This is a genomic window from Klebsiella sp. WOUb02, from assembly GCF_050058015.1.
In the GTDB taxonomy this organism is placed as follows: Bacteria; Pseudomonadota; Gammaproteobacteria; order Enterobacterales; family Enterobacteriaceae; genus Klebsiella.
Genome location: NZ_CP170110.1, coordinates 3,613,077 through 3,636,785, shown reverse-complemented (window position 1 = coordinate 3,636,785; position 23,709 = coordinate 3,613,077). Strand labels below are relative to the sequence as shown.

15 protein-coding genes and 5 pseudogenes are annotated in these 23,709 nt (G+C 58.0%); 7 read left to right on the top strand and 13 right to left on the bottom strand.

Annotation, left to right across the window (positions count from 1 at the left end):
* Positions 1–5: 5 nt before the first annotated feature.
* The 6 genes and pseudogenes from menA to priA form a co-directional block, all read right to left on the bottom strand.
* Positions 6–932 carry a 1,4-dihydroxy-2-naphthoate polyprenyltransferase gene (gene menA, locus ABOC21_RS24570; RefSeq protein ID WP_426813596.1) on the bottom strand — a complete coding sequence of 309 codons (927 nt, stop codon included), beginning with the start codon at positions 930–932 and terminating at the stop codon, positions 6–8.
* A gap of 69 nt (positions 933–1,001) precedes the next feature.
* A pseudogene (gene hslU, locus ABOC21_RS24565) lies at positions 1,002–2,337 on the bottom strand (HslU--HslV peptidase ATPase subunit).
* A gap of 9 nt (positions 2,338–2,346) precedes the next feature.
* Positions 2,347–2,877 carry an ATP-dependent protease subunit HslV gene (hslV, locus tag ABOC21_RS24560; RefSeq protein WP_095105382.1) on the bottom strand — a complete coding sequence of 177 codons (531 nt, stop codon included), beginning with the start codon at positions 2,875–2,877 and terminating at the stop codon, positions 2,347–2,349.
* A gap of 91 nt (positions 2,878–2,968) precedes the next feature.
* Positions 2,969–3,964 (bottom strand): cell division protein FtsN, encoded by a 996-nt coding sequence (gene ftsN, locus ABOC21_RS24555; RefSeq protein ID WP_426813595.1) that lies wholly within the window; start codon positions 3,962–3,964, stop codon positions 2,969–2,971.
* A gap of 91 nt (positions 3,965–4,055) precedes the next feature.
* The gene (cytR, locus tag ABOC21_RS24550; RefSeq protein ID WP_426813594.1) at positions 4,056–5,084 is read right to left on the bottom strand and encodes a DNA-binding transcriptional regulator CytR; all 1,029 of its coding nucleotides are present in this window, start codon (positions 5,082–5,084) and stop codon (positions 4,056–4,058) included.
* Positions 5,085–5,235: 151 nt separating this feature from the next.
* Positions 5,236–7,432 (bottom strand): annotated as a pseudogene (gene priA, locus ABOC21_RS24545) (primosomal protein N').
* A gap of 246 nt (positions 7,433–7,678) precedes the next feature.
* Between priA and rpmE the strand changes: the two are divergent.
* Entirely contained in the window at positions 7,679–7,894 is a 216-nt protein-coding gene (gene rpmE, locus ABOC21_RS24540) for a 50S ribosomal protein L31 (protein ID WP_045853658.1), read from the top strand.
* 112 nt (positions 7,895–8,006) lie between these two features.
* Here rpmE and metJ read toward each other — a convergent pair.
* Positions 8,007–8,325: pseudogene (gene metJ / locus ABOC21_RS24535) on the bottom strand (met regulon transcriptional regulator MetJ).
* Positions 8,326–8,593: 268 nt separating this feature from the next.
* Here metJ and metB point away from each other — a divergent pair.
* Both metB and ABOC21_RS24525 read left to right on the top strand, forming a co-directional pair.
* Entirely contained in the window at positions 8,594–9,754 is a 1,161-nt protein-coding gene (gene metB, locus ABOC21_RS24530; RefSeq protein ID WP_426813593.1) for a cystathionine gamma-synthase, read from the top strand.
* Positions 9,755–9,756: 2 nt separating this feature from the next.
* On the top strand, positions 9,757–12,189 hold the full coding sequence (locus tag ABOC21_RS24525) for a bifunctional aspartate kinase/homoserine dehydrogenase II (RefSeq protein WP_426813592.1): 2,433 nt from the start codon (positions 9,757–9,759) through the stop codon (positions 12,187–12,189).
* Positions 12,190–12,197: 8 nt separating this feature from the next.
* Here the strand turns inward: ABOC21_RS24525 and ABOC21_RS24520 are convergent, their stop codons facing one another.
* Positions 12,198–12,605: a carboxymuconolactone decarboxylase family protein gene (locus tag ABOC21_RS24520; RefSeq protein WP_426813591.1), complete on the bottom strand. Its 408-nt coding sequence runs from the start codon at positions 12,603–12,605 to the stop codon at positions 12,198–12,200.
* Positions 12,606–12,693: 88 nt separating this feature from the next.
* On the opposite strand from ABOC21_RS24520, the pseudogene ABOC21_RS24515 reads away from it, so the two are divergent.
* A pseudogene (locus ABOC21_RS24515) lies at positions 12,694–13,600 on the top strand (LysR family transcriptional regulator).
* A gap of 188 nt (positions 13,601–13,788) precedes the next feature.
* Positions 13,789–14,679 carry a methylenetetrahydrofolate reductase gene (gene metF / locus ABOC21_RS24510; protein ID WP_426813590.1) on the top strand — a complete coding sequence of 297 codons (891 nt, stop codon included), beginning with the start codon at positions 13,789–13,791 and terminating at the stop codon, positions 14,677–14,679.
* 31 nt (positions 14,680–14,710) lie between these two features.
* On the opposite strand, the gene gldA is transcribed toward metF, so the two are convergent.
* The 3 genes from gldA to ABOC21_RS24495 all read right to left on the bottom strand — a co-directional run bounded on the left by gldA (position 14,711) and on the right by ABOC21_RS24495 (position 17,597).
* The gene (gldA, locus tag ABOC21_RS24505) at positions 14,711–15,814 is read right to left on the bottom strand and encodes a bifunctional L-1,2-propanediol dehydrogenase/glycerol dehydrogenase (RefSeq protein WP_426813589.1); all 1,104 of its coding nucleotides are present in this window, start codon (positions 15,812–15,814) and stop codon (positions 14,711–14,713) included.
* Positions 15,815–15,868: 54 nt separating this feature from the next.
* Positions 15,869–16,531: a fructose-6-phosphate aldolase gene (fsa, locus tag ABOC21_RS24500; protein ID WP_426813588.1), complete on the bottom strand. Its 663-nt coding sequence runs from the start codon at positions 16,529–16,531 to the stop codon at positions 15,869–15,871.
* A 202-nt stretch (positions 16,532–16,733) separates the two neighbouring features.
* Complete coding sequence (locus tag ABOC21_RS24495; RefSeq protein ID WP_426813587.1) at positions 16,734–17,597, bottom strand: helix-turn-helix transcriptional regulator; 864 nt, start codon at positions 17,595–17,597, stop codon at positions 16,734–16,736.
* Between the two features lie 153 nt (positions 17,598–17,750).
* Here ABOC21_RS24495 and zinT point away from each other — a divergent pair, with 153 nt between their 5' ends.
* Positions 17,751–18,401, top strand: a complete 651-nt coding sequence (gene zinT, locus ABOC21_RS24490) for a metal-binding protein ZinT (RefSeq protein ID WP_426813586.1) — start codon at positions 17,751–17,753, stop codon at positions 18,399–18,401.
* 64 nt (positions 18,402–18,465) lie between these two features.
* Here zinT and ppc read toward each other — a convergent pair whose 3' ends face one another.
* Both ppc and argE read right to left on the bottom strand, forming a co-directional pair.
* Positions 18,466–21,117 carry a phosphoenolpyruvate carboxylase gene (gene ppc, locus ABOC21_RS24485; protein WP_426813585.1) on the bottom strand — a complete coding sequence of 884 codons (2,652 nt, stop codon included), beginning with the start codon at positions 21,115–21,117 and terminating at the stop codon, positions 18,466–18,468.
* A 255-nt stretch (positions 21,118–21,372) separates the two neighbouring features.
* A complete protein-coding gene (argE, locus tag ABOC21_RS24480) occupies positions 21,373–22,524 on the bottom strand; it encodes an acetylornithine deacetylase (RefSeq protein ID WP_426813584.1) in 1,152 nt (383 codons plus the stop codon).
* A gap of 179 nt (positions 22,525–22,703) precedes the next feature.
* Here argE and argC point away from each other — a divergent pair.
* A pseudogene (gene argC / locus ABOC21_RS24475) lies at positions 22,704–23,709 on the top strand (N-acetyl-gamma-glutamyl-phosphate reductase).

Genomic DNA, 23,709 nt, shown 5'->3' with positions numbered 1-23,709 from the left:
GTCAGTTAACCCAGCAGCTTGCTGCAAATAATCCCGATGACAAACAGCAGGTTGGTTAACAGAGCCGCTTTTACCGTCCGTTCCAGCATTGGACGCATCGCCACCGGTTCGCGCTCGCGCATGACAAATCGCACCTGCTTCACCAGCAGCGGCGTAGCGAGGATAAACAGCCAGCCCCACGGACTGTGCAGAGAGAGCAGATTAAACAGCGCCAGGCATAGCGGAGCGCCGATTAACAGACAGGCGTGGTAGCGGCGGGCGTTGATCGGGCCAAGGCGCACGGCCAGCGTGTTTTTGCCGTTTTCCCGGTCGCTATCGATATCGCGTAGGTTATTGATATTGAGTACCGCCGCCGCGAGCAGGCCGCAGGCCGTTGCCGGCAGGAAGACGTTTGCGGCAATCGTGTGGGCCTGAAGGTACCAGCTTCCCGCCACGCTCAGCCAGCCAAAGAAGACCAGCACCGAAATATCGCCAAGGCCGATATAGCCGTAAGGGCGGGTGCCGACGGTATAGGTGATGGCCGCCACGATGGCCAGGCCACCCAAAACCAGAAAGCCAATAAAATCGGCCATGGTTTGCCAGGCGGAAAACAGCAGAGCCAGTCCGGAAAGACAGATAAGCACCACGGTGAGGATGAGCGCACGCTTCATCTGCGCCTGGCTGATCGCCCCTTTTTGCATCCCGCGCAGCGGGCCCAGGCGATCGGGCTTGTCGCTGCCCTTTACCGCATCGCCGTAATCGTTAGCCAGATTGGATAAAATTTGCAGCAGACCGGCGGTAATCAGCGCCAGCAGAGCCACCCAGGGATCGAAATAACCCTGGCGCCAGGCAAGCGCCGTGCCGACAACGATAGCAGCAAAGGCCAGAGGCAGCGTTTTTGGGCGCAGGCTTTCCAGCCAGGCCTGGGTGCGGTTTATAGGTTGTTCAGTCATGGTTCCCGGCCAATAAAAATGGGGCTATATATAGCCCCATCGATTGTGATGAAAATATATTGAACCGGATTATAGGATAAAACGACTCAGATCTTCATCCGCCACCAGAACATCGAGATGTTTACCGACATATTCAGCATCAATGGTGATGCTCTGGCCGTTCATTTCGCTGGCATCGTAGGAGATATCTTCAATCAAACGCTCCAGGACGGTGTGCAGACGGCGCGCGCCGATGTTCTCGGTCGTTTCGTTGACCTGCCATGCGGCCTGGGCGATACGCTTGATGCCGTCTTGCGTAAACTCGATGCTCACGCCTTCGGTGGCCATCAGCGCTTTATACTGCACGGTAATCGAAGCATTCGGCTCGGTGAGGATGCGCTCGAAGTCTTCGGTGGTCAGCGCTTTCAGACTCGACGCGAATCGGCAGACGACCCTGCAGTTCAGGGATCAGGTCCGACGGGCTGGCCACCTGGAATGCGCCGGAGGCGATAAACAGAATGTGGTCAGTTTTCACCATGCCGTGCTTGGTTGAGACGGTACAGCCTTCAACCAGCGGCAGCAGATCGCGCTGGACGCCTTCGCGAGACACGTCCGGGCCGGAGCTATTGCCGCCGCGCTTACAGATTTTGTCGACCTCGTCGATAAATACGATGCCGTGCTGCTCTACCGCATCGATAGCATCCTGCTTCAGCTCTTCCGGATTAACCAGTTTCGCCGCTTCTTCTTCAATCAGCAGCTTCATCGCGTCTTTGATTTTCAGCTTGCGCGGTTTCTGCTTCTGCCCGCCCAGGTTCTGGAACATGGACTGCAGCTGGCTGGTCATCTCTTCCATGCCCGGAGGGGACATGATCTCTACGCCCATCGGCGCAGCGGCAAGGTCAATCTCGATCTCTTTATCATCGAGCTGGCCTTCGCGCAGCTTTTTACGGAACGCCTGACGAGCCGCGGACGGCTCCTGAGTTTGCTCAGCCTGGCCCCAGTTATTTTTCGCCGGCGGGATCAGCACGTCCAGAATGCGCTCTTCCGCCAGCTCTTCCGCGCGATAACGGTTTTTATCGATGGACTGCATGCGGACCATTTTGATCGCCGCATCGGTCAGATCGCGGATGATGGAGTCCACTTCTTTACCGACATAGCCCACTTCGGTGAATTTGGTCGCTTCAACTTTGATGAACGGCGCGTTGGCCAGCTTTGCCAGGCGACGCGCGATTTCCGTTTTACCGACGCCGGTTGGGCCGATCATCAGAATGTTTTTCGGCGTAACTTCATGGCGCAGCTCTTCGCTAAGCTGCATACGGCGCCAGCGGTTACGCAGGGCGATAGCGACAGAACGCTTAGCCGCGTCCTGACCAATAATATGTTTGTCCAGTTCGCTGACAATTTCGCGTGGGGTCATTTCAGACATGGGAGATCCTTACGCTTTAGAGGCTAATTCTTCGATGGTGTGGAAATGGTTGGTATAAATGCAGATATCGCCTGCAATATTCAACGCCTTCTCTGCGATGTCGCGAGCGCCCATATCGGTATTTTCCAGCAGAGCGCGGGCAGCGGCCTGGGCGTAGGGACCACCGGAGCCGATAGCAATTAAATCATTTTCTGGCTGCACCACGTCACCGTTACCGGTGATGATCAGGGAGGCGTTTTCATCCGCAACCGCCAGCAGCGCTTCCAGCTTGCGCAGCATGCGGTCGGTACGCCAGTCTTTCGCCAGCTCAACGGCGGCTTTGACCAGATGGCCCTGATGCATTTCCAGTTTACGTTCAAACAGTTCAAACAGCGTAAAGGCGTCTGCGGTGCCGCCGGCGAAGCCCGCAATCACTTTGTCATTGTAGAGACGGCGGACTTTTTTCACGTTGCCTTTCATTACGGTGTTGCCCAGCGTGGCCTGGCCATCGCCGGCAATAACCACATGGCCGTTACGGCGAACACTAACTATTGTTGTCACGAGCGGACCCCTTGGTTACAAAAGCGGAATAGGGGCCCCGCGCTTTACGCGGGGCGGAATGCAATTATAGATGGGGGGGATTTTGAGGGTTTCAACCCCTGGCGGCGAGACGAATGCAGTTTGCGTGTCCGGCCATTTTCAGGCGCACGATCGTGTCGTTGGCATTTTCCTTGCCTTTCAGCGGCCCAATGACCACGCGATTCCAGCCGTTGTTGGTGGTGATGTGCGAGGCAAAGCCTTCAAAGGCCAGCTGAGCGCGCACGGTTTCCGCCTGTTCGGCTCCTTTAAAGGAGCCGCACTGGACCATCCAGCTGCGATCGTCTTTCTTCTCGGCGGCGGCTTTTGGCGCTTCTTCAACCCGCGCAACCGGCGCGGCGGCCTGCGTCTGCGTTTTAGGCGCCGTTGCGGTATGCGCTGGCGTCTGCAGCAGATCCTGATACGGCTGCTGCGCTGCCGCGGTTTGTTTCGGCTGCTGTACCGGCTTCGGCTGCGGGATCGGCTGTTCAGCCACCCGCGGCTGTACGCGCGGCTGCTGTACCGGCGCCTGCTGCTGGGTTTGCGTCCACTGCTGCTGCTGTACCTGCTGCTGTACCTGCTGCTGAGCCAGACGCTGGCGCTGCAGCGTCTGCTGACGCTGCGCCGGAGTCTGTTCGTTCCACGGCACTTCGGTCAGCTGAGTGGGCTGCTGGCGCATATCGGCCTGCATCTGTGCCAGCAGCTGGCGCTGTTCGTTGGTCAGCTGTTCGGGCTTCATCACTTCGCCGCCGGCCGTCGGTTCAGTCGGCGCGCGGACGCCGGGCTGACGACTTTCCAGCTCTTTTATATAGCGCCAGCGCTCTTCCGGTTTCGGCGGTAGGCCGTTACCTGCCGCCTGGCGGTTTTGCAGCGCTTCAGCTTCTTCTTTTTTGTGATGCGTGATGAAGTACAGTCCACCGATAAAGGCCACCAGCACGGCCGCCGCGATTGCCACCATAGTTGGTGAAACAGCAGAAAGGCCGCTTTTCTTGTTCCTTGAGCTTCGGGTATTGCTCTTTTTGCGCCGCGAAGAAGCCGGTTGGCTGCGGCGTACATAATCTCGTTGTGCCACTATCGTTTCGCTGTCTTATTCGTTCGTCAGTCCGCCATGTTACTTAAGCAGCGGGCCTTTGACCAGAAGAGCAGGCCCGAAAGCCTGATGGTTATACTCTGATTTTTCGCGTACTGCCGCGAACGATCAGTTCGCAGTCCAGCAGCCGCGAGCCGCTGCTGACGCTGTGGCCCTGCAGCTGGTCCAGCAATAGCAGCATCGCTTCGCGGCCGATATCAAAGCGCGGTTGCGCAACGGTCGTCAATGGCGGATCGCAAAATTCAGACAAAGAGATGTTATCGAAACCAATAATAGACAAATCGTCAGGAATTTTCAGGCCGCGGCGTTTTGCCAGCGACAGCGCCCCCAGCGCCATAATATCGCTATGGCAGAATATAGCCGTCGGCGGCACGGGCAGCGATAACAGCTGCTCAAGGGCGTTAGAACCGGCTTCATAGGTAAAATTGCCGCGGGCAATATACTGCGGCTCGACGGTTATCCCGCTGCGGCGCAGCGCCTGAACGTAGCCCTGCAGGCGGTAGTGACACAGCGGCATCTCTTCCGGGCCGGCGATACAGCCAATCCGCTTGTGTCCCTGCTCGTGTAGGTAGTTGACGGCGTTGAAGGCGGCGGTGAGGTTATCGATATGCACCGTCGGCAGCTCGAGCTCTGGCGCAAATTCGTTTGCCATTACCATCGGCGGCAGATTGCGCTGCTCCTCTACGCCGGCATCGAACGGCAGCCGGGAGCCGAGCAGCAGCATGCCGTCGATCTGCTTGGTAATAATCAGATCGATAAAGGTTTTTTCCTGGCGGTTTTGATGGGCGCAGTCGCCGATCAGCACCAGGTACTCCTGTTCCGCAGCGGTGATTTCGATACCGCGGATAATTTCACTGAAGAAGGGATCGCAAATATCCGGCACAATCACCAGGATCGTGCGCGATTCGTTGCGTTTCATATTCCGCCCGAGCGACTGCGGCAAATAGCCGACCTCCAGCGCCGCCTGCTCCACCCGATTACGGGTGGTCTGTGAAACCTTATCGGGATTCATTAACGCTCGGGATACGGTTGCCGTTGAAACGTTAGCCTTCAGGGCAACGTCTTTCATCGTGGCGGCAACCACCTGTTTTTTGGGCTTCACCTGTTTTCTCCTCGCTGACTGGCGCAGACACATCCTTTGTGTTCTGACATCAACAACATTTTTAACAGATAGTCGCTACAGAGAGTTACAGAATTTTCATGAAAAACGTGATGAGCATTGAATTTTTTCGATCCGCCTCGCAAGAGAAGGCTTAACCTTCAATAGGATCGACGTCGAGCATCCACTTCACCTTGCGTGCTTCCGGCAGCGTATTGATCAGGGCCAGCGTACCGCTGACGATGTGCTGCAGGCGGGTGCGTGACGGGTGCTGCAGCAGGATCTGCCAGCGCCAGCGGCCTCCGCGCTTTGGCGCCAGCGCCGGAACCGGACCAAGGACCCACAGCTTATCGTCGGCCAGCGGGCTGGCCTGCAGCAGGTTACGCAGCTGCTGCAGGAACAGCGGCGCCTGCTGATTGTTATGGTCTTCCGCGCGAATCAGCACGTGGCTGGTCCACGGCGGCAGTCTGCATCGCCTGGCGTTCGGCGAGCGCCTGATCCGCGAAGGCGTCATAGCCTTTATATAGCAGCGTTTGCAGCAGCGGATGCTCCGGGTGGTGGGTCTGGAGGATCACCTCGCCCTGTTTCCCGGCGCGGCCCGCGCGGCCTGATACCTGGGTGTAGAGCTGGGCGAAGCGCTCCGCCGAGCGGAAATCGGCGGAAAACAGCGCCCCGTCGACGTCGAGCAGAGAGACCAGGGTGACATCCGGAAAGTGGTGACCTTTTGCCAGCATCTGGGTACCAATCAGAATACGCGCGCCGCCGCGATGAATATCGGAGAGATGCTGTTCAAGCGCCCCTTTACGGCTGGTCGTATCCCGGTCAACGCGGGATATCGGCACTCCGGGAAACAGCGGCGCCAGCGCCTGCTCCAGCTGCTCCGTACCGAGCCCTACCGGCACCAGGTGCGTCGAGCCGCAGGAAGGGCACTGACGCGGGACGGGGCGCTGGCTGTCGCAGTGGTGGCAGCGCAGATGATGCTGCGCCTGGTGCAGGGTGTAATAGCTATCGCAGCGCGGGCATTCGGCAATCCAGCCGCAGTCATGGCACAGCAGCGCCGGGGCGAAGCCGCGGCGGTTTAAAAACAGGATGACCTGATTATCGGCCTGCAGGTGCTGACGCATCCGGGCGATCAGCGCCGGAGAGAGCCCCGACTGCAGCTGCTGGCCTTTTAAATCCAGCACGTGCTGCTGGGCCGGGCGGGCGTTACCCGCGCGCCGGGTCAGCTTCAGCTGACGATATTTGCCCTGGCGAACGTTGTGTAACGTCTCCAGCGCCGGGGTTGCCGAGCCGAGAATAATCGGAATCCGCTCGCTATGGGCGCGCCATACCGCGAGGTCGCGGGCGTGATAGCGCCAGCCTTCCTGCTGCTTATAGGAGCTGTCGTGCTCTTCATCAATAACGATCACCCCGAGGTCTTTAAACGGGGTAAATAACGACGAACGGGTACCGATAACAATCGCCGCTTCGCCGTTTTTGGCCTTGAGCCATGCCGAGAGGCGTTCGCTATCGTTAAGTCCGGAGTGCAGCACTTCAACGGGAGCGTTAAAGCGCTGGCGAAAGCGGGCGATGGTTTGCGGGGTCAGGCCGATTTCCGGCACCATCACCAGCGCCTGGCGGCCCTGCGCCAGCACGTTTTCCAGTACGCTAAGATAAACTTCGGTTTTCCCCGAGCCGGTGATCCCTGCCAGCAACCAGGTGGAAAAGCGGTCGGAGGCGCTGTGGATCGCCCCAACGGCGGTGGCCTGTTCGGTATTCAGGCGCAGCCGCTCTCCGGGTACGGTAAAGCCGGTCCGCCAGTCGGTGAGGGCCGGCGCTTCGTTCGCCAGTTCGCAGAGCCCTTTCCCGCGCAGCGCCTGCAGCGCCGCGTCGCTGAACTCCAGCTCCGCCACCTGGTGACGCCAGATTTTTCCCTGACGCAGCGCGGCCAGCGCCTGCTGCTGCTTCGGCGAACGCTTGAGGCCGTTGATGTCAACCGCCTGGCCCTGCTCGGTGGCAAACCAGTACCAGAGCGGCGTCGCGCTGGCCGGTTTTCCCTGGCGCAGGGCGATGGGCAGGGCGTGAAACAGTACATCGCCAATCGGATGGTGATAGTAGTCTGCCGCCCACAGCAGCAGCCGCCAGATAGAGGAAGAAAAGACCGGCTCGGCGTCCAGCGCTTCTGCCACCGGTTTGAGCTCATCCAGCGGCAGCTCGCTGCGCTGGCTAATCGCGGTGACAATTCCAATGCGCTCCTGTTTACCAAACGGCACGCGTACGCGACAGCCCGCTTTGACCGTGATGCCCTCAGGGAGCAAATAGTCAAAGGTACGAGGCAGCGGAACGGGCAGGGCTACGTGGGCGACGGGCATGTCATCTTCCTGACTTGAAATCTGGCCGCTTAGTATACACATTGTGATAAGGGCTCGCGGATCAGTTTGCATCCGTCGGTCAAATTCTGTATGATTCGCCGCCTTTGGTGTGCTTCGTGCAGCATCAAAGCGTATACTATTACCCATGAATTCCGCCCGGCGGAAAGTCTACGGGAAATTATTAACATCGCGTGGTGTCTGGCGTTAGGGCTGGAAGAGCGACGCGGCCTTAACTGAGGTTCTCCCATGAAAAAAGATATTCACCCGAAATACGAAGAAGTTACTGCTAACTGCTCTTGCGGTAACGTCATGAAAATCCGCTCTACCGTTGGTCACGACCTGAACCTCGACGTGTGCGGTAAATGCCACCCGTTCTACACTGGCAAGCAGCGTGATGTTGCGACCGGTGGCCGCGTTGACCGCTTCAACAAGCGCTTCAGCGTACCGGGCACCAGCAAGTAAGTTGCCGGAAGCCAAAAAAAAGCCGCCTCAGGGCGGCTTTTTTGTTTCTCTCACGCCGTCAAACGCGGAGAAATAAAAAAGGCAGAAGAAAACTTCTGCCTTTTTTATTGGCTTAGTATTCCCACGTATCCGGGTCGATACCCATCTCACGCATAATCTGTTTCGCCGCTTCCGGAATTTCATCACTGCGTTCTTTACGCAGGTCTTCATCGTTTGGCAGCGGTTGACCGGTAAATGCATGCAGGAACGCTTCACACAGCAGACTCGCTGTTGGTGGCGTGGCGCAGGTTGTTGACCTGACGACGCGTGCGTTCATCTGTGAGGATCTTTAACACCTTCAGAGGAATGGAAACCGTAATTTTTTTTACTTGCTCACTCTTCTTACCGTGCTCAGCGTATGGGCTGATATATTCGCCGCTCCATTCAGCCATGAGATACCTTTAATCCTCTAGTCATTAGTTAAGGGCCTGAAGTTTGAGTCCGGGCCATAATCGCGCGTAGTTTACCGCATGAGTCGTCTTTCTGACATGAGATAAGCCGATACGGATGTGCGCTAATGCATATAATTTTAACGGCTATTTCCTGTTTGCTCAATCTATACGCAAAGAAGTTTAGATGTCCAGATGTATTGACGTCTATTGTGACAATGATTACTCTGGAGCCTGACATTTCACCGATTCAGCCCAGGAACTGCCCAACATGACGCGTAAACAGGCCACCATCGCAGTGCGTAGCGGTTTAAATGACGACGAACAGTACGGCTGCGTTGTCCCGCCGATCCACCTCTCCAGCACCTATAACTTTACCGGCTTTAACGAACCTCGTGCCCATGACTATTCCCGCCGCGGCAACCCAACTCGCGACGTGGTACAGCGCGCGCTGGCGGAGCTGGAGGGCGGCGCCGGCGCGGTTCTGACCAATACTGGGATGTCGGCTATTCTGCTGGTGACCACCGTCTACCTGAAGCCGGGCGACCTGCTGGTGGCGCCGCACGACTGCTACGGCGGCAGCTATCGTCTGTTTGATAGCCTGGCGAAACGCGGCTGCTACCGCGTGCTGTTTGTCGATCAAAACGACGAGCAGGCGCTGAGCGCGGCGCTGGCGGAAAAACCGAAGCTGGTATTGGTTGAAAGCCCAAGTAATCCGTTGCTGAGAGTGGTGGATATTGCGAAAATCTGCACGCTGGCGCGTGAAGCGGGGGCGGTGAGCGTGGTGGATAACACCTTCCTGAGCCCGGCTCTGCAAAATCCGCTGGCGCTGGGGGCCGATCTGGTGTTGCATTCATGCACCAAATACCTGAACGGCCATTCAGATGTCGTCGCCGGGGTGGTGATTGCCAAAGATCCGCAGGCTGTCACCGAACTGGCATGGTGGGCGAATAATATTGGCGTCACCGGCGGGGCCTTCGATAGCTACCTGCTGCTGCGCGGCCTGCGTACGCTCTCCCCGCGTATGGAGGTTGCCCAGCGCAACGCGCAGGCGATCGTCGACTATCTGAAAACTCAGCCGCTGGTGAAAAAACTGTATCATCCGTCTCTGCCGGAAAATCAGGGGCACGAGATTGCTGCGCGTCAGCAAAAAGGTTTTGGTGCGATGCTAAGCTTCGAGCTGGATGGCGATGAGCAGACGCTGCGCCGTTTCCTGAGCGGATTGTCGCTATTTACGCTGGCGGAGTCGCTGGGAGGCGTAGAAAGTCTGATTTCTCACGCTGCGACGATGACCCACGCAGGAATGGCGCCTGAAGCGCGCGCGGCTGCGGGGATCTCAGAAACGCTTCTGCGTATTTCGACCGGTATTGAAGATGGTGAAGATTTAATTGCCGACCTGGAAAATGGCTTCCGGGCAGCAAACGAGGGATAAACATGAGTGTGATTGCGCAGGCAGGGGCGAAGGGTCGTCAGCTGCACAAATTTGGTGGGAGTAGTTTAGCGGATGCGAAATGTTACCTGCGCGTCGCGGGGATCATGACGGAATACTCGCAGGCAGGCGACATGATGGTTGTCTCCGCCGCTGGCAGCACCACCAACCAGCTGATTAGCTGGCTGAAGCTCAGCCAGACCGATCGCCTCTCTGCGCATCAGGTCCAGCAGTCGCTGCGCCGTTATCACATGGAGCTGATCGCCGGCCTGCTGTCGGCAGACGCCGCCGACACGCTTATCGCGGCTTTTATTCACGATCTTGAACGACTGGCGGGTTTACTGGATAGCGGCGTCACCGATGCGGTATACGCTGAGGTGGTTGGCCACGGCGAAGTCTGGTCCGCGCGCCTGATGGCCGCGGTCCTCAATCAGCTGGGGCTGGAGGCCGCGTGGCTTGATGCGCGTAGCTTCCTGCGCGCCGAGCGTTCGGCGCAGCCGCAGGTGGATGAAGGTTTATCCTACCCGCTGCTGCAGCAGCTCATGGCGCAGCATCCGAACAAACGCCTGGTGGTGACCGGCTTTATCTCGCGTAATAACGCCGGAGAAACCGTGCTGCTGGGGCGTAACGGTTCCGACTATTCCGCCACCCAAATTGGCGCCCTGGCCGGCGCGTCCCGCGTCACTATCTGGAGCGACGTTGCCGGGGTTTACAGCGCTGACCCGCGTAAGGTGAAGGATGCCTGCCTGCTGCCGCTGCTGCGCCTGGATGAAGCCAGCGAGCTGGCCCGCCTGGCGGCGCCGGTGCTGCACGCGCGTACGCTCCAGCCGGTCTCCGGCAGCGATATCGATCTGCAGCTGCGCTGCAGCTACACGCCTGAGCAAGGCTCTACGCGTATTGAACGCGTGCTGGCTTCCGGGACCGGGGCGCGAATTGTCACCAGCCATGACGACGTGTGCCTGATTGAGTTCCAGGTGCCCGCGGGCCAGGATTTCAAGCTGGCGCACAAGGAGTTGGATCTTATCTTTAAACGCGCTCAGCTGCGCCCGCTGGCCGTTGGCGTCCATGCCGACCGCAGGCTGCTGCAGTTCTGCTACACCGCCGAAGTAGCGGATAGCGCGCTGAGGCTGCTTGACGAAGCCGGTTTGCCTGGCGAGCTGCGCTTACGCCAGAAGCTGGCGCTGGTGGCGATGGTTGGCGCGGGCGTTACCCGCAACCCGCTGCATTGTCACCGCTTCTGGCAGCAGCTGAAGGGGCAGCCGGTCGAGTTTACCTGGCAGTCTGAAGAGGGGATTAGCCTGGTGGCCGTGCTGCGCGCGGGCCCGACCGAGAGCCTGATTCAGGGGCTGCACCAGTCGCTGTTCCGCGCGGAAAAGCGTATTGGCCTGGTGCTGTTTGGTAAAGGCAATATCGGTTCCCGCTGGCTGGAGCTGTTTGCCCGCGAGCAAACCACGCTTTCCGCCCGCACCGGCTTTGAGTTTGTCCTCGCCGGGGTGGTGGACAGCCGCCGCAGCCTGCTGAATTACGAAGGACTCGACGCCAGCCGCGCGCTGGCCTTCTTCCACGATGAAGCCGTTGAGCAGGATGAAGAATCGCTGTTCCTGTGGATGCGTGCCCACCCGTACGACGATTTAGTGGTTCTGGACGTGACCGCCAGCGAGCAGCTGGCGGATCAGTACCTTGATTTTGCCAGCCACGGCTTCCACGTGATCAGCGCCAATAAGCTGGCCGGGGCCAGCAGCAGCGATAAATACCGTCAGATCCACGACGCGTTTGAGAAAACGGGGCGTCATTGGCTGTACAACGCGACCGTCGGCGCCGGGCTGCCGGTAAACCACACGGTGCGCGACCTGATCGACAGCGGCGATACCATTCTGGCGCTGAGCGGTATTTTCTCCGGTACGCTCTCCTGGCTGTTCCTGCAGTTTGACGGGACTGTGCCGTTTACCGATCTGGTCGATCAGGCATGGCAGCAGGGGCTGACTGAACCGGATCCTCGCGTTGACCTTTCCGGCAAAGACGTGATGCGCAAGCTGGTGATCCTCGCCCGTGAGGCGGGCTATGATATCGAGCCTGACCAGGTGCGCGTGGAATCGCTGGTGCCGGCGCACTGCGAAGAAGGCTCCGTCGATCACTTCTTTGAAAATGGCGAAGAGCTGAACGAGCAGATGCTGCAGCGCCTTGAGGCCGCCCGTGAAATGGGGCTGGTTCTGCGCTATGTCGCGCGTTTCGACGCCAACGGCAAGGCGCGCGTTGGCGTTGAGGCCGTGCGCCAGGAGCATCCGCTGGCGGCGCTGCTGCCGTGCGATAACGTGTTTGCTATCGACAGCCGCTGGTATCGTGATAACCCGCTGGTGATCCGCGGCCCGGGCGCCGGGCGCGATGTTACCGCTGGCGCGATTCAATCGGATATTAATCGCCTGGCGCAGCTGCTGTAATCTCCCTGTCAGAGAGACCGGACGCCCGTCCGGTCTCTTTTCCCGCCAGGCCTGGCGAACACCTCTTTGGCGGCAAACAGCCCGTTGAGGGCGGCCGGGAATCCGGCATACACCGCCATCTGCATGATCGCTTCAACGATCTCTTCCTGCGTCAGGCCGACGTGCAGCCCGGCGGCGATGTGCACCTTTAGCTGCGGGGCCGCATTGCCTAAAGCGGTCAGCGCGGCAATGGTGGCGATTTCACGACTGCGCAAATCGAGCCCGGGTCTGGCGTAAATATCGCCAAAAGGAAACTCAACCAGAAAGCGGGCAAAATCAGGGGCGATGTCGCTCAGGCTGTTAACGACGGCTTCGCCGCCCTTACCGTCAACGCGCTGCAGCATCTCCATACCGGTAGTAAAACGTTCTGAAGTCACGATCTTTCCTCATAATGTGGGGGGTGATGAGGAGGGTAAGAAAGTTTGCCGGGCTTGAGTAATACCCTTTTCGTGATACCTTTTCGGTATGACAAATTCACGCCTCTATTCTCTGGATCTTCGTCTGCTGCGCTATTTTGCCGTGGTGGCGGAGGAGAACAATATTAGCCGGGCGGCGCAGCGCTTATTTATCTCACAGCCGCCGCTCAGCCGTCATATCCGTCACCTGGAAGAACAGCTGGGGACCGCGCTATTCGTGCGCCATACCCGGGGCCTGATCCTGACCGAGGAGGGGCGGCGGGTGCTGGATATGATTCGCCCTCTGCTGGCGTTACAGGAACAAACCTTAACCGCCCTGGGCCAGCCTGTCTGATAGCGGGCAGCCGCCGCTGCGGCTCGGGCTGACAACCGCCTTTGAACAGGGGATCTTTACCGCCGCCGAAGCTGCGCTGAGGGATAATGCCCGCACTTTGCAGATTAGCCGTCACGGCTCGCCAACCCTGGCGCAGCAGGTGCGCAAGGGCCGGCTGGACGCGGCGCTGGTGGCGCTTCCCCTTGATGCCAGCGGGCTGGTTTTGTCCCCCTTGCCCTATCAGGAGCAGCTGATCGCCGCGCTGCCGGCGTCATGGCCGGAATCCAGCGTCGCCGGGCTGGCCCTGAGCGCTTTTAACCAGCGGCCGCTGTTTTGGTTTAAACGCGAGCGTAATCCGGCATTTTTTGACTACACCCGACGGATGTTTGAACGGACGGGGTATGCGCCTGCCTACGTGGAAGAGCCCGTAGAACATGACGTTCTGTTGGCCCGCATTGCGCGCGGGGAGGGGATGATTTTGCTGCCGGCGTCCTTTACCGCTATCCAGCGTCAGGGGGTGGTCTTTTATCCGTTGGATGAGGCCAGTCTGCATTTTCCGCTGGCGCTGGGCGTGGTCACGCTGCCGCAAAATGACGCCTTGCGCGCGTGGCTGATCCCTGTGCTTGAAGAATCATTAGCTTAGCGTCGAACCCTGTGGCATTTAGCGTCAACGACGTGAACCCATTTCATCTTCTCTGAATATTCCTCACTCTTTACGCTGATTTTTCTATTGACGCCCGGGCTCTTTTCCGTCATTTTTACATCTGGACGTCTAAACGTATAGAAGTTCGCAACACGACAAACAATAAAATGCGATTGATGAGGTAAGGTATGAGCTTTTTTCACGCCAATCAGCGGGAAGCCCTGAATCAGAGCCTGGCAGAAGTGCAGGGCCAGATTAATGTGTCTTTTGAATTCTTTCCGCCGCGGACCAGTGAAATGGAGCAAACCCTGTGGAAATCCATCGATCGCTTAAGCAGCCTGAAGCCGAAATTTGTTTCGGTGACCTACGGGGCCAACTCCGGCGAACGCGACCGTACCCACAGCATCATCAAAGGTATCAAAGAGCGCACCGGCCTTGAGGCGGCGCCGCACCTGACCTGTATCGACGCCAGCCGCGACGAGCTGCGCACAATTGCTCAGGATTACTGGAACAACGGGATCCGCCATATCGTCGCCCTGCGCGGCGACCTGCCGCCGGGCAGCGGTAAGCCGGATATGTACGCTGCGGACCTGGTTACGCTGCTGAAAGAAGTGGGCGATTTTGATATCTCCGTTGCGGCCTACCCGGAAGTCCATCCGGAAGCGAAAAGCGCCCAGGCGGATCTACTGAACCTGAAGCGTAAGGTCGATGCCGGCGCGAACCGGGCGATTACCCAGTTCTTCTTTGATGTTGAAAGCTACCTGCGCTTTCGCGATCGCTGCGTCTCCGCGGGGATTGATGTTGAAATTATCCCCGGCATTCTGCCGGTATCCAACTTCAAGCAGGCGAAGAAATTTGCCGACATGACCAACGTGCGTATTCCAACGTGGATGTCGAAAATGTTCGAAGGTCTGGATAATGATGCGGAAACTCGCCAGCTGGTGGGGGCGAACATCGCCATGGATATGGTCAAAATTTTAAGCCGCGAAGGGGTGAAGGATTTCCACTTTTACACCTTAAACCGCGCGGAGATGAGCTACGCGATTTGCCATACCCTGGGCGTGCGCCCGACGGTGTAAAAAAATGGCCCTCTTCGAGGGCCATTTTTATTTATTCCCACTCCTCCAGGAAACGCTGCCCGTACTGGTCGGCGACCAGCAGCGCGGCGTAAACCTGATCCGCCGTGGCTCCGCCAGGCATGTTATGGATAGTTTCCCCCTCCGCGCAGGCGGCTTCGGCGACGATCCGCATTTTACGCGGAATATCCTCTTTGATATCCAGCTGAGCCAGGGTGAGCGGCAGGCCCACGCTGTGACACAGCGCGGCGGCGGTTTCAATCTCTTCTAGCGGCGCGTTTTCCAGCACCAGCTGCGTCAGCGTGCCGAAGGCGACCTTTTCGCCGTGATAGTAATGATGGGCGTCCGGCAGGGCGGTCATGCCGTTGTGAATCGCGTGCGCGGCTGCCAGCCCGCCGCTTTCAAAGCCGACGCCGCTGAGATAGGTGTTGGCCTCGATAACTTTTTCCAGCGCCGGCGTGACGACATGCTGTTCCGCCGCCAGCATCGCTTTTTCACCCTCTTCAATCAGCGTGTGGTAGCACAGTTCAGCCAGCGCCAGCGCCGCCTGGGTGCACTTGCCGCCGGCCATGGTGGTGGCGCCGCTGCGCGAACAGGCGCGGGCTTCAAACCAGGTGGCCAACGCATCGCCGATACCGGCCGCCAGCAGGCGCGGCGGAGCGCCGGCAACAATCCGGGTATCAACAATAACCATGTTTGGGTTGCGCGGCAGCATCAGATAGCTGTCGAACTCGCCCTCGTCGGTATAGATAACCGAGAGCGCGCTGCAGGGGGCGTCGGTGGAGGCGATGGTGGGGGCAATCACCACCGGTAGATTCATAAAATGTGCTAATGCTTTTGCGGTATCCAGCGTTTTTCCGCCGCCGATACCCAGCACGGCATTGCAGCGGGCTGAGCCTGCAATATCGCGCAAGCGATTGATTTCATTATGCGAGCATTCGCCACCGAACGGGACGATTTCGGCGACAAGGCCGGCTTCGGTCAGGCTTTGGCGCAGCTTTTCTGCGGCAAAGCCCAGCACAAACTTGTCGCCAACGATAAGCCAGCGCTCGGCCAGCGGTTTGAGATAGCCGCCGAGGCGGGTGATAGCATTTGCACCCTGAATGTATTTGCCTGGCGATTGAATGATGCGATCCATTTCTATTCCTCCTGGATGACCGCGATACCGCCCGCGGGCGGTTCGCCGATCGGGTTACAGGTTCAGATTTCCAAAGGCGCTACTCCAGTCTTGCTCAAACTTCTCTATTGCTGACTCTACCGCGGGCGTGCCGAGCATTTGTTGTGCTACGTCTAAAGGAAGGGTGATCGCTTCACATCCGGCCAGCAGGCAGTCCAGCGCCTGGCGCGGGGTTTTAAAGCTGGCCGCCAGCACTTTGCTGCCCGGCGCGTGCAGCTCCAGCAGGCTCTGCAGCTCCTGCACCATACGGATGCCGTCGCCGCCCTGGGCATCAACGCGGTTGACGTAAGGCGCGACGTATTTCGCCCCGGCCAGCGCCGCCAGCAGACCCTGAGAGGCGCTGTAGACCGCGGTGCCGAGCGTGGCTATGCCCTCTTTTTTCAGCAGCTTTATCGCGGCGAGGCCTTCGGCGGTGACCGGGATTTTTACCACAATGCCGGGTATGGCGTTACTCAGGCGTTTGGCCTCTGCAACCATGCCCTGCGCATTGCGGCTCATGGTCTGGGCAAACAGGACCCCATCCGGGCCAACGGCTTTTTGCAGGCGGGGCAGCACGTCCCAAACCGAGGTTTTTCCCGCGGCGATGATGCTGGGATTGGTGGTTACTCCGGCCAGCGGGTAGATGTGTGCCAGGCGTTCAACTTCTGCTACGTTTGCGGTGTCCAGATAGAGTTCCATAGCCTTTCCTCAATTCTCAATTCAGTGACGTTGAGATAAGAATACGGCCTCTGTCCGGCGGGTCGCCAGATGACAAATTTGCCAAAAACTGGATAAATGTACGCATTGCGGCTAAGAGTGATTTAGATCACATTTATCCGCCTTTAGCTGGCGTTGCTGGAGAGATTCGTGGGGATAGCCGCCAGGGAAAACTTACAAAAGTCTAGTTTTCCGCCGACGGATGCTTTTCCGTCAGCTGGCTATGATACTGGCGGCGATATTCTGACGGTGAACGTTCGGTATTTTTGCGAAACAGGCGGCAGAAGTAGTTACTATCGGCAAAGCCGCAGGCGTGAGCGATATCCTTCACCTTCATATCGTGGCCTTTTAGCAGCATTCGGGCCTGTTCGAGACGAACGTGGTTCAGATATTCGTTAAAGCCCATGGGGCCGCATTTCTGGAACAGATGGGAGAGATAGTTGGGGGAGAGGTAAAACTCCTCGGCGACCGACTCACGGGTTAAAGGGTCGGCGAAGCGGGCATCGATATATTTTCGGATGGCTTCAAACAGCGCCTGGCTGCGGGAAGAGGTTTGCACCTGGCTACCGAGGAGATCGGCGCAGTGGCTTAGCAGGCTTATCACGATGCAGCGCGCCGTTTGCTGCTCCTGCGGCTGCATCTGCATTTCATTGAGCGCCTGTAGCAAAAAGGAGCCCACGCGAGGGCCGCGGCGCGGCGTCTGCACTCTCTCTGCAATATGCAGCGTTTCACCGTCCCAGCGCTGGAGGGTGAACTCCAGCTGCTGCTTACCAAATTGAATGCTCAACGCGGTACAGGGCGCCTGCCACTGCGGAAGATTCCAGCCGCCTGCGGGGATATACAGCACATCATAGCGGGCAAGCAGCGCCGGCTCGGCCTTGATGCCGGGATCGCCGCGCTGGCCTTCGAGGATAACCTCGAGGCGCGGAAAATCGACCTGCAGCGCCAGCCCCGAGGCCGGTCGATGTTCGGTGGTAAAGCGAACCTGCCTGATTGCCGTCGGGCCTTTAATTAAAGCGTCAATGTGCTGACTGAGATGGCCGTCCATTCTTGCTCCTTAAAAAGCCCCACGTTTTTATCATACCCGACATCGCGGGAAGGGCAAAAAGCCGCGGGAATCTGCGCGCATCAGATGTTGCATAATATAAATGTTATGTTATATCGTAACCATTGATTGCAAAAGTTAACTCAGGAGAGAGTGATGACCAGAAAGATACCCGCATTTGCGCTCGGCGTTGGCATGCTGCTGGCCGGTAGCCAGGCTTTTGCCCACGGCCACCACAGCCATGGCCCCGCATTGACGGAGGCGGAAGTTAAGGCGAGCGAGGGCATTTTCGCCGATAAAGACGTCAAGGATCGCCCGTTAAGCGACTGGGATGGAATCTGGCAATCGGTGAATCCGTATCTGCTTAATGGGGACCTGGATCCGGTGCTGGAGCAGAAGGCCAAAAAGGCGGGGGCGAAAAGCGTTGCCGAGTATCGGGAATATTATAAGAAGGGTTACGCCACCGATGTCGATCAAATTGGGATTGAAGACAACGTGATGGAGTTCCACGTCGGGAAAGAGGTTAGCGCCTGTCGGTACGCCTATTCCGGCTATAAGATCCTGCACTATGCTTCCGGCAAGAAAGGCGTGCGCTATCTATTTGAATGCCAGCAGGCAGACTCGAAAGCGCCGAAATTCGTCCAGTTTAGCGATCATACGATTGGCCCGAGAAAATCACAGCATTTTCATATCTTTATGGGGAATGACTCGCACGAGTCCCTGCTGAAAGAGATGGATAACTGGCCGACGTACTATCCTTATGCGCTGCATAAAGAGCAGATTGTTGACGAGATGCTGCACCATTAATAAAAATCCCCGGATAGCGGCGTACACGTGCTATCCGGGGATTTATGCTGGCGAAGGGCGGAGGTTAGCCGGTGTTACGCATACCGGCAGCCACGCCCGCGATGGTGACCATCAGCGCCTGCTCAACGCGCGGGTCCGGATCCTGGCCCTGCTCTTCCGCCAGACGCGAACGGTGCAGCAGTTCGGCCTGCAGGACGTTCAGCGGGTCGGTATAGATATTACGCAGCTGAATAGACTCGGCGATCCACGGCAGATCGGCCATCAGGTGGGAATCGTTGGCGATATCGAGCACCACGCTGATACCGGAAGACAACAGCTCGCGCAGCTCGCTGCCGAGGCCCCACAGCTCGGGTTTCACCAGGCGCTGATCGTAATATTCCGCCAGCCACAGGTCGGCCTTCGAGAACACCATTTCCAGCATCCCAAGACGAGTTGAGAAGAATGGCCAGTCGCGACACATGGTTTCCAGCTCGCTCTGTTTGCCATCATCCACCACCTTCTGCAGCGCGGCGCCGGCGCCCAGCCAGGCCGGCAGCATCAGGCGGTTCTGCGTCCAGGCGAAGATCCACGGGATTGCGCGCAGAGATTCTACCCCGCCGGTAGCACGGCGTTTCGCCGGGCGTGAGCCGAGCGGCAGTTTGCCCAGCTCCTGCTCCGGAGTGGCGGAGCGGAAATAAGGTACGAAGTCTTTATTTTCACGCACGTAGCCGCGGTACATTTCACAAGAAATGTCGGACAGCTCGGCCATGATATTGCGCCACTCCGGCTTGGGTTCCGGCGGCGGCAGCAGGTTTGCTTCGAGAATGGCGCTGGTATACAGCGACAGGCTGCTGATGGTGACTTCCGGCAGGCCGAACTTGAAGCGGATCATTTCACCCTGCTCGGTGACGCGCAGACCGCCTTTCAGGCTGCCTGGTGGCTGAGAAAGAAGCGCCGCGTGCGCCGGGGCGCCGCCGCGGCCGATAGAACCGCCGCGACCGTGGAACAGCGTCAGCTCAATACCGGCTTTTTCGCAGGTTTTGATCAGCGCGTCCTGAGCCTGGTACTGCGCCCAGGAAGCGGCCATGACGCCCGCATCTTTCGCCGAGTCAGAATAGCCGATCATGACCATCTGCTTGCCCTGAATAAAGCCGCGATACCAGTCGATATTCAGCAACTGGGTCATCACGTCGTTGGCGTTGTTCAGGTCGTCGAGAGTTTCAAATAGCGGAGCAACCGGCAGCGCGAAGCCAATGCCGGCTTCTTTGAGCAGCAGGTGTACGGCCAGCACGTCAGACGGCGTCTTCGCCATGGAGATCACGTAGGCGGCGATGGATCCGTGCGGCGCTTCGGCGATCACTTTGCAGGTGTCGAGAACTTCGCGGGTTTCATTGCTTGGCTCCCACTGGCGCGGCAGCAGCGGGCGCTTGGAGTTCAACTCGCGGATCAGGAAGGCCTGCTTGTCGGCTTCTGACCAGCTTTCATAATCGCCGATGCCGAGATAGCGGGTCATTTCGCCCAGCGCTTCGGTATGGCGGGTACTTTCCTGACGGATATCGATGCGTACCAGCGGCACGCCGAACGACTTCACGCGACGCAGGGTATCGAGCAGCTCACCGTTGGCGATAATGCCCATGCCGCAGGCCTGCAGGGATTTATAGCAGGCGTAAAGCGGCTCCCACAGCTGTTCGTTCTGGGTAATCAGGCCGGCGGGTTTCGGCAGCTTCTGCCCTTTCAGGCGCGCTTCCAGCCATGACTGCGTATCCATCAATTGGCTACGCAGCTTTTTCATCAGATAGCGGTACGGCTCCTGCGCCCCTTCGGCGCCGACTATCTCGCGCAGTTCGTCGGTACACTCGACCATCGACAGCTCGGAGATCAGCAGCTGGACATCTTTGAGGAACAGATCGGTGGCTTTCCAGCGGCTGAGCAGCAGCACGTGGCGGGTGATATCGGAGGTCACGTTTGGGTTACCGTCGCGGTCACCGCCCATCCAGGAGGTGAAGCGCACCGGTACGAAGTCAACCGGCAGCTGATAGCCGAGGTTTTCTTCCAGCTGTTCGTTCAGCTCGCGCAGGTAGTTCGGCACGCCTTCCCACAGGCTGTTTTCGACGACCGCAAAGCCCCATTTCGCCTCGTCAACCGGCGTCGGGCGATATTTACGGATTTCATCGGTATGCCATGACTGTGCGATCAGCTGGCGCAGGCGGCGCATCAGCTGGTGGTGCTCGTAGTCTGCGATCTCTTTGTTATCGAGCTGCTTCAGGCAGTTATTCACTTCCACCATTTTGTGGATCAGCGTGCGGCGGGTGATTTCGGTGGGATGGGCGGTTAATACCAGCTCCAGCGACAGGGACTCCACCGCTTTTTTAATGGTGTCTTCGTTGAGATGGGATTGGCCTTTGAGCTTTCTCAGGGTACGGGCAATCACTTCCGGATTGCTGGCCGCTTCGCCGTTTGGCGAAATGCTGTGGTACTGCTCAGCGGTATTGGCCAGGTTCAGAAACTGGCTGAAGGCGCGCGCTACCGGCAGCAGCTCGTCGTTGGACAAGTTTTGCAGCGTGGTGAGAAGTTCCTGGCGATTGGCTTCATTGCCCGCGCGCGAAGATTTGGACAATTTACGGATAGTTTCGACACGATCAAGAATGTTCTCTCCCAGTGCATCCTTGATGGTATCGCCCAGCACTTTACCGAGCATACTGACATTACTACGCAAAGCGGAATATTGTTCGTTCATGTTACCCCAGACACCCCATCTCATTTTATTTTGTTATATCCGCGGCTCGGCAACGATGAACCGCGGATAAGCAGCCGTCTTTTATAAAGCCACGTAAAAACCCCTACGTCAATTGTTGCGAAATCGCTTCAGCAAACGAATAAATGGCGGCAATTTGCGAAATTTAACTCAGAGGTCGCTTGATAAGCATTGCTTATGGGAATGTGACAATTGTCACTGTCCCGCCCCTGGCTAAAGGGCGGGAAAAGCGCGATTTTAGTGCCAGCAGAAATGATGGACCACCTGGATGATAAGCTCGCGGGTTGGCTTAATAAACCGGGTTTCCAGATACTCATCCGGCTGGTGGGCCTGGTTGATTGAGCCAGGACCGAGGACCAGCGTCGGGCAGATGGTCTGGATAAACGGCGCTTCGGTACAGTAGTTGACGACCTCGGTTTGTGCGCCGAGCAGTTTTTCCACCACCTGCACGAGCTGGTGATCCGGCGGACACTCGTAGCCGGGGATCGGCGGATGGAGCTCGCTAACGGTTAAACGACCCGGCCAGCGTTCGCTGACCGGCGCCAGCGCTTCATCCAGCAGCCCGTTGAGATCGTTGAGCGTCATGCCCGGCAGCGGACGAATATCCATATGCAGCTCGCAGCAGGCGCAGATGCGGTTAGATGCGTCGCCGCCGTGAATCGAGCCGAGATTGAGCGTCGGGTACGGTACGGTAAAGGCGGCAAAGTGATAGCGCTCTTTCAGCACATCGCGCAGCTGCATGATGCGGCCAATCGCGTCATGCATCAGTTCAATGGCGTTAACCCCGCGCGCCGGATCGCTGGAGTGGCCGGACTGGCCCTGGACGCGCACGGCGGTGGAAATATGCCCCTTGTGCGCGCGTACCGGCTGCAGGGAGGTTGGTTCGCCGATAATCGCGCAGTCCGGGCGCAGGCGGGTGGTTTCGGCAAAGTAGCGGGCGCCGGCCATGCTGGTCTCTTCATCGGCGGTGGCCAGAATATAGAGCGGTTTTTTGAGCTTACTGACATCAACATCGCGCAGGGCGTCAAGAATAAAGGCGAAAAAGCCCTTCATGTCGGCGGTGCCGAGACCGTAAAGCTTGTTGTCATGCTCGGTGAGGGCGAACGGATCGCGGGTCCAGCGGCCATCATCGAACGGCACGGTATCGGTATGCCCGGCGAGCAGCAGGCCGCCGGCGCCCTGGCCGGTACTGGCCAGCATGTTAAATTTATTGCGCGTATCCGGCACCGGCTGAACTTCGACATTGAAGCCAATTTCGCGAAACCAGCCTGCCAGCAAATTGATTAAAGTCTCATTGCTTTGATCCAGCGACTCTTCGGTTGCGCTGATGGAGGGTGTGGCGATCAATGCGCGGTAAATCTCGATGAACGGCGGTAAATTGTTTTTCATTGTTGACACACCTCGGGTCATGATAGTATCAATATTCATGCAATATTTATGAATAAAAATACATTATCGTTGAGCGTAAGAAAACCCATCGAATGTAAGGAAATGCTCTTACGGCTTAACAGGGTGAGGAAGATAAAGGTCTTCCCAGGCAAACAGATGTAAGAAGGTGAAGAGCCCCAATGTTGAATACGCTGATAGTGGGTGCCAGCGGTTATGCCGGCGCAGAGCTAGTGACCTATGTAAATCGCCATCCTCACATGACCATAACCGCTTTGACGGTATCCTCGCAAAGTAATGATGCAGGAAAATTGATTTCCGATTTACATCCGCAGACTGAAAGGCATTGTCGATCTGCCGCTGCAGCCAATGTCAGATATTAGCGAATTTAGCACCGGGGTGGATGTTGTCTTCCTTGCTACCGCCCATGAAGTGAGTCACGACCTGGCGCCTCAGTTCCTTGCCGCCGGCTGCGTGGTGTTCGATCTCTCCGGCGCGTTCCGCGTGAACGACGGCGCCTTCTACGAGAAATATTACGGCTTTACCCATCAGCATCCGGCGCTGCTTGAGCAGGCGGTATATGGCCTGGCCGAGTGGAGCGTCGAGCGGCTGAAAGCGGCCAATTTAGTCGCCGTTCCTGGCTGCTACCCAACCGCGGCCCAGCTGTCGTTAAAACCGCTGATCGACGCCGGGCTGCTGGATCTTAACCAGTGGCCGGTGATCAACGCTACCAGCGGAGTGAGCGGAGCGGGCCGTAAGGCGGCGATCGGCAACAGCTTCTGTGAAGTGAGCCTGCAGCCGTACGGCGTCTTCAACCATCGTCACCACCCGGAAATCTCTACTCACCTTGGCGCGGAGGTTATTTTTACTCCGCATCTGGGTAACTTTAAGCGCGGTATTCTGGAAACCATCACCTGTCGTCTGAAACCGGGCGTCAGCAAAGAGCAGGTGGCCGCCGTTTTCCAGCAGGCGTACGCCGATAAACCGCTGGTACGTTTATACGATAACGCGCTGCCGGCATTGAAAAACGTCGTGGGTCTGCCATTCTGTGATATCGGGTTTGCGGTCCAGGATGAGCATATCATCGTGGTGGCGGCGGAAGATAACCTGCTTAAAGGCGCAGCGGCGCAGGCAGTACAGTGCGCGAATATTCGTTTCGGCTTCGCTGAGACGCAGTCTCTTATTTAA

What these genes read in the sequence shown, in the direction of transcription:
- menA (WP_426813596.1), bottom strand. Translation starts at nt 932, where the DNA reads ATGACTGAACAACCTATAAACCGCACCCAGGCCTGGCTGGAAAGCCTG.
- rpmE (WP_045853658.1), top strand. Translation starts at nt 7,679, where the DNA reads ATGAAAAAAGATATTCACCCGAAATACGAAGAAGTTACTGCTAACTGC.
- metB (WP_426813593.1), top strand. Translation starts at nt 8,594, where the DNA reads ATGACGCGTAAACAGGCCACCATCGCAGTGCGTAGCGGTTTAAATGAC.
- ABOC21_RS24525 (WP_426813592.1), top strand. Translation starts at nt 9,757, where the DNA reads ATGAGTGTGATTGCGCAGGCAGGGGCGAAGGGTCGTCAGCTGCACAAA.
- metF (WP_426813590.1), top strand. Translation starts at nt 13,789, where the DNA reads ATGAGCTTTTTTCACGCCAATCAGCGGGAAGCCCTGAATCAGAGCCTG.
- gldA (WP_426813589.1), bottom strand. Translation starts at nt 15,814, where the DNA reads ATGGATCGCATCATTCAATCGCCAGGCAAATACATTCAGGGTGCAAAT.
- fsa (WP_426813588.1), bottom strand. Translation starts at nt 16,531, where the DNA reads ATGGAACTCTATCTGGACACCGCAAACGTAGCAGAAGTTGAACGCCTG.
- ABOC21_RS24495 (WP_426813587.1), bottom strand. Translation starts at nt 17,597, where the DNA reads ATGGACGGCCATCTCAGTCAGCACATTGACGCTTTAATTAAAGGCCCG.
- zinT (WP_426813586.1), top strand. Translation starts at nt 17,751, where the DNA reads ATGACCAGAAAGATACCCGCATTTGCGCTCGGCGTTGGCATGCTGCTG.
- ppc (WP_426813585.1), bottom strand. Translation starts at nt 21,117, where the DNA reads ATGAACGAACAATATTCCGCTTTGCGTAGTAATGTCAGTATGCTCGGT.
- argE (WP_426813584.1), bottom strand. Translation starts at nt 22,524, where the DNA reads ATGAAAAACAATTTACCGCCGTTCATCGAGATTTACCGCGCATTGATC.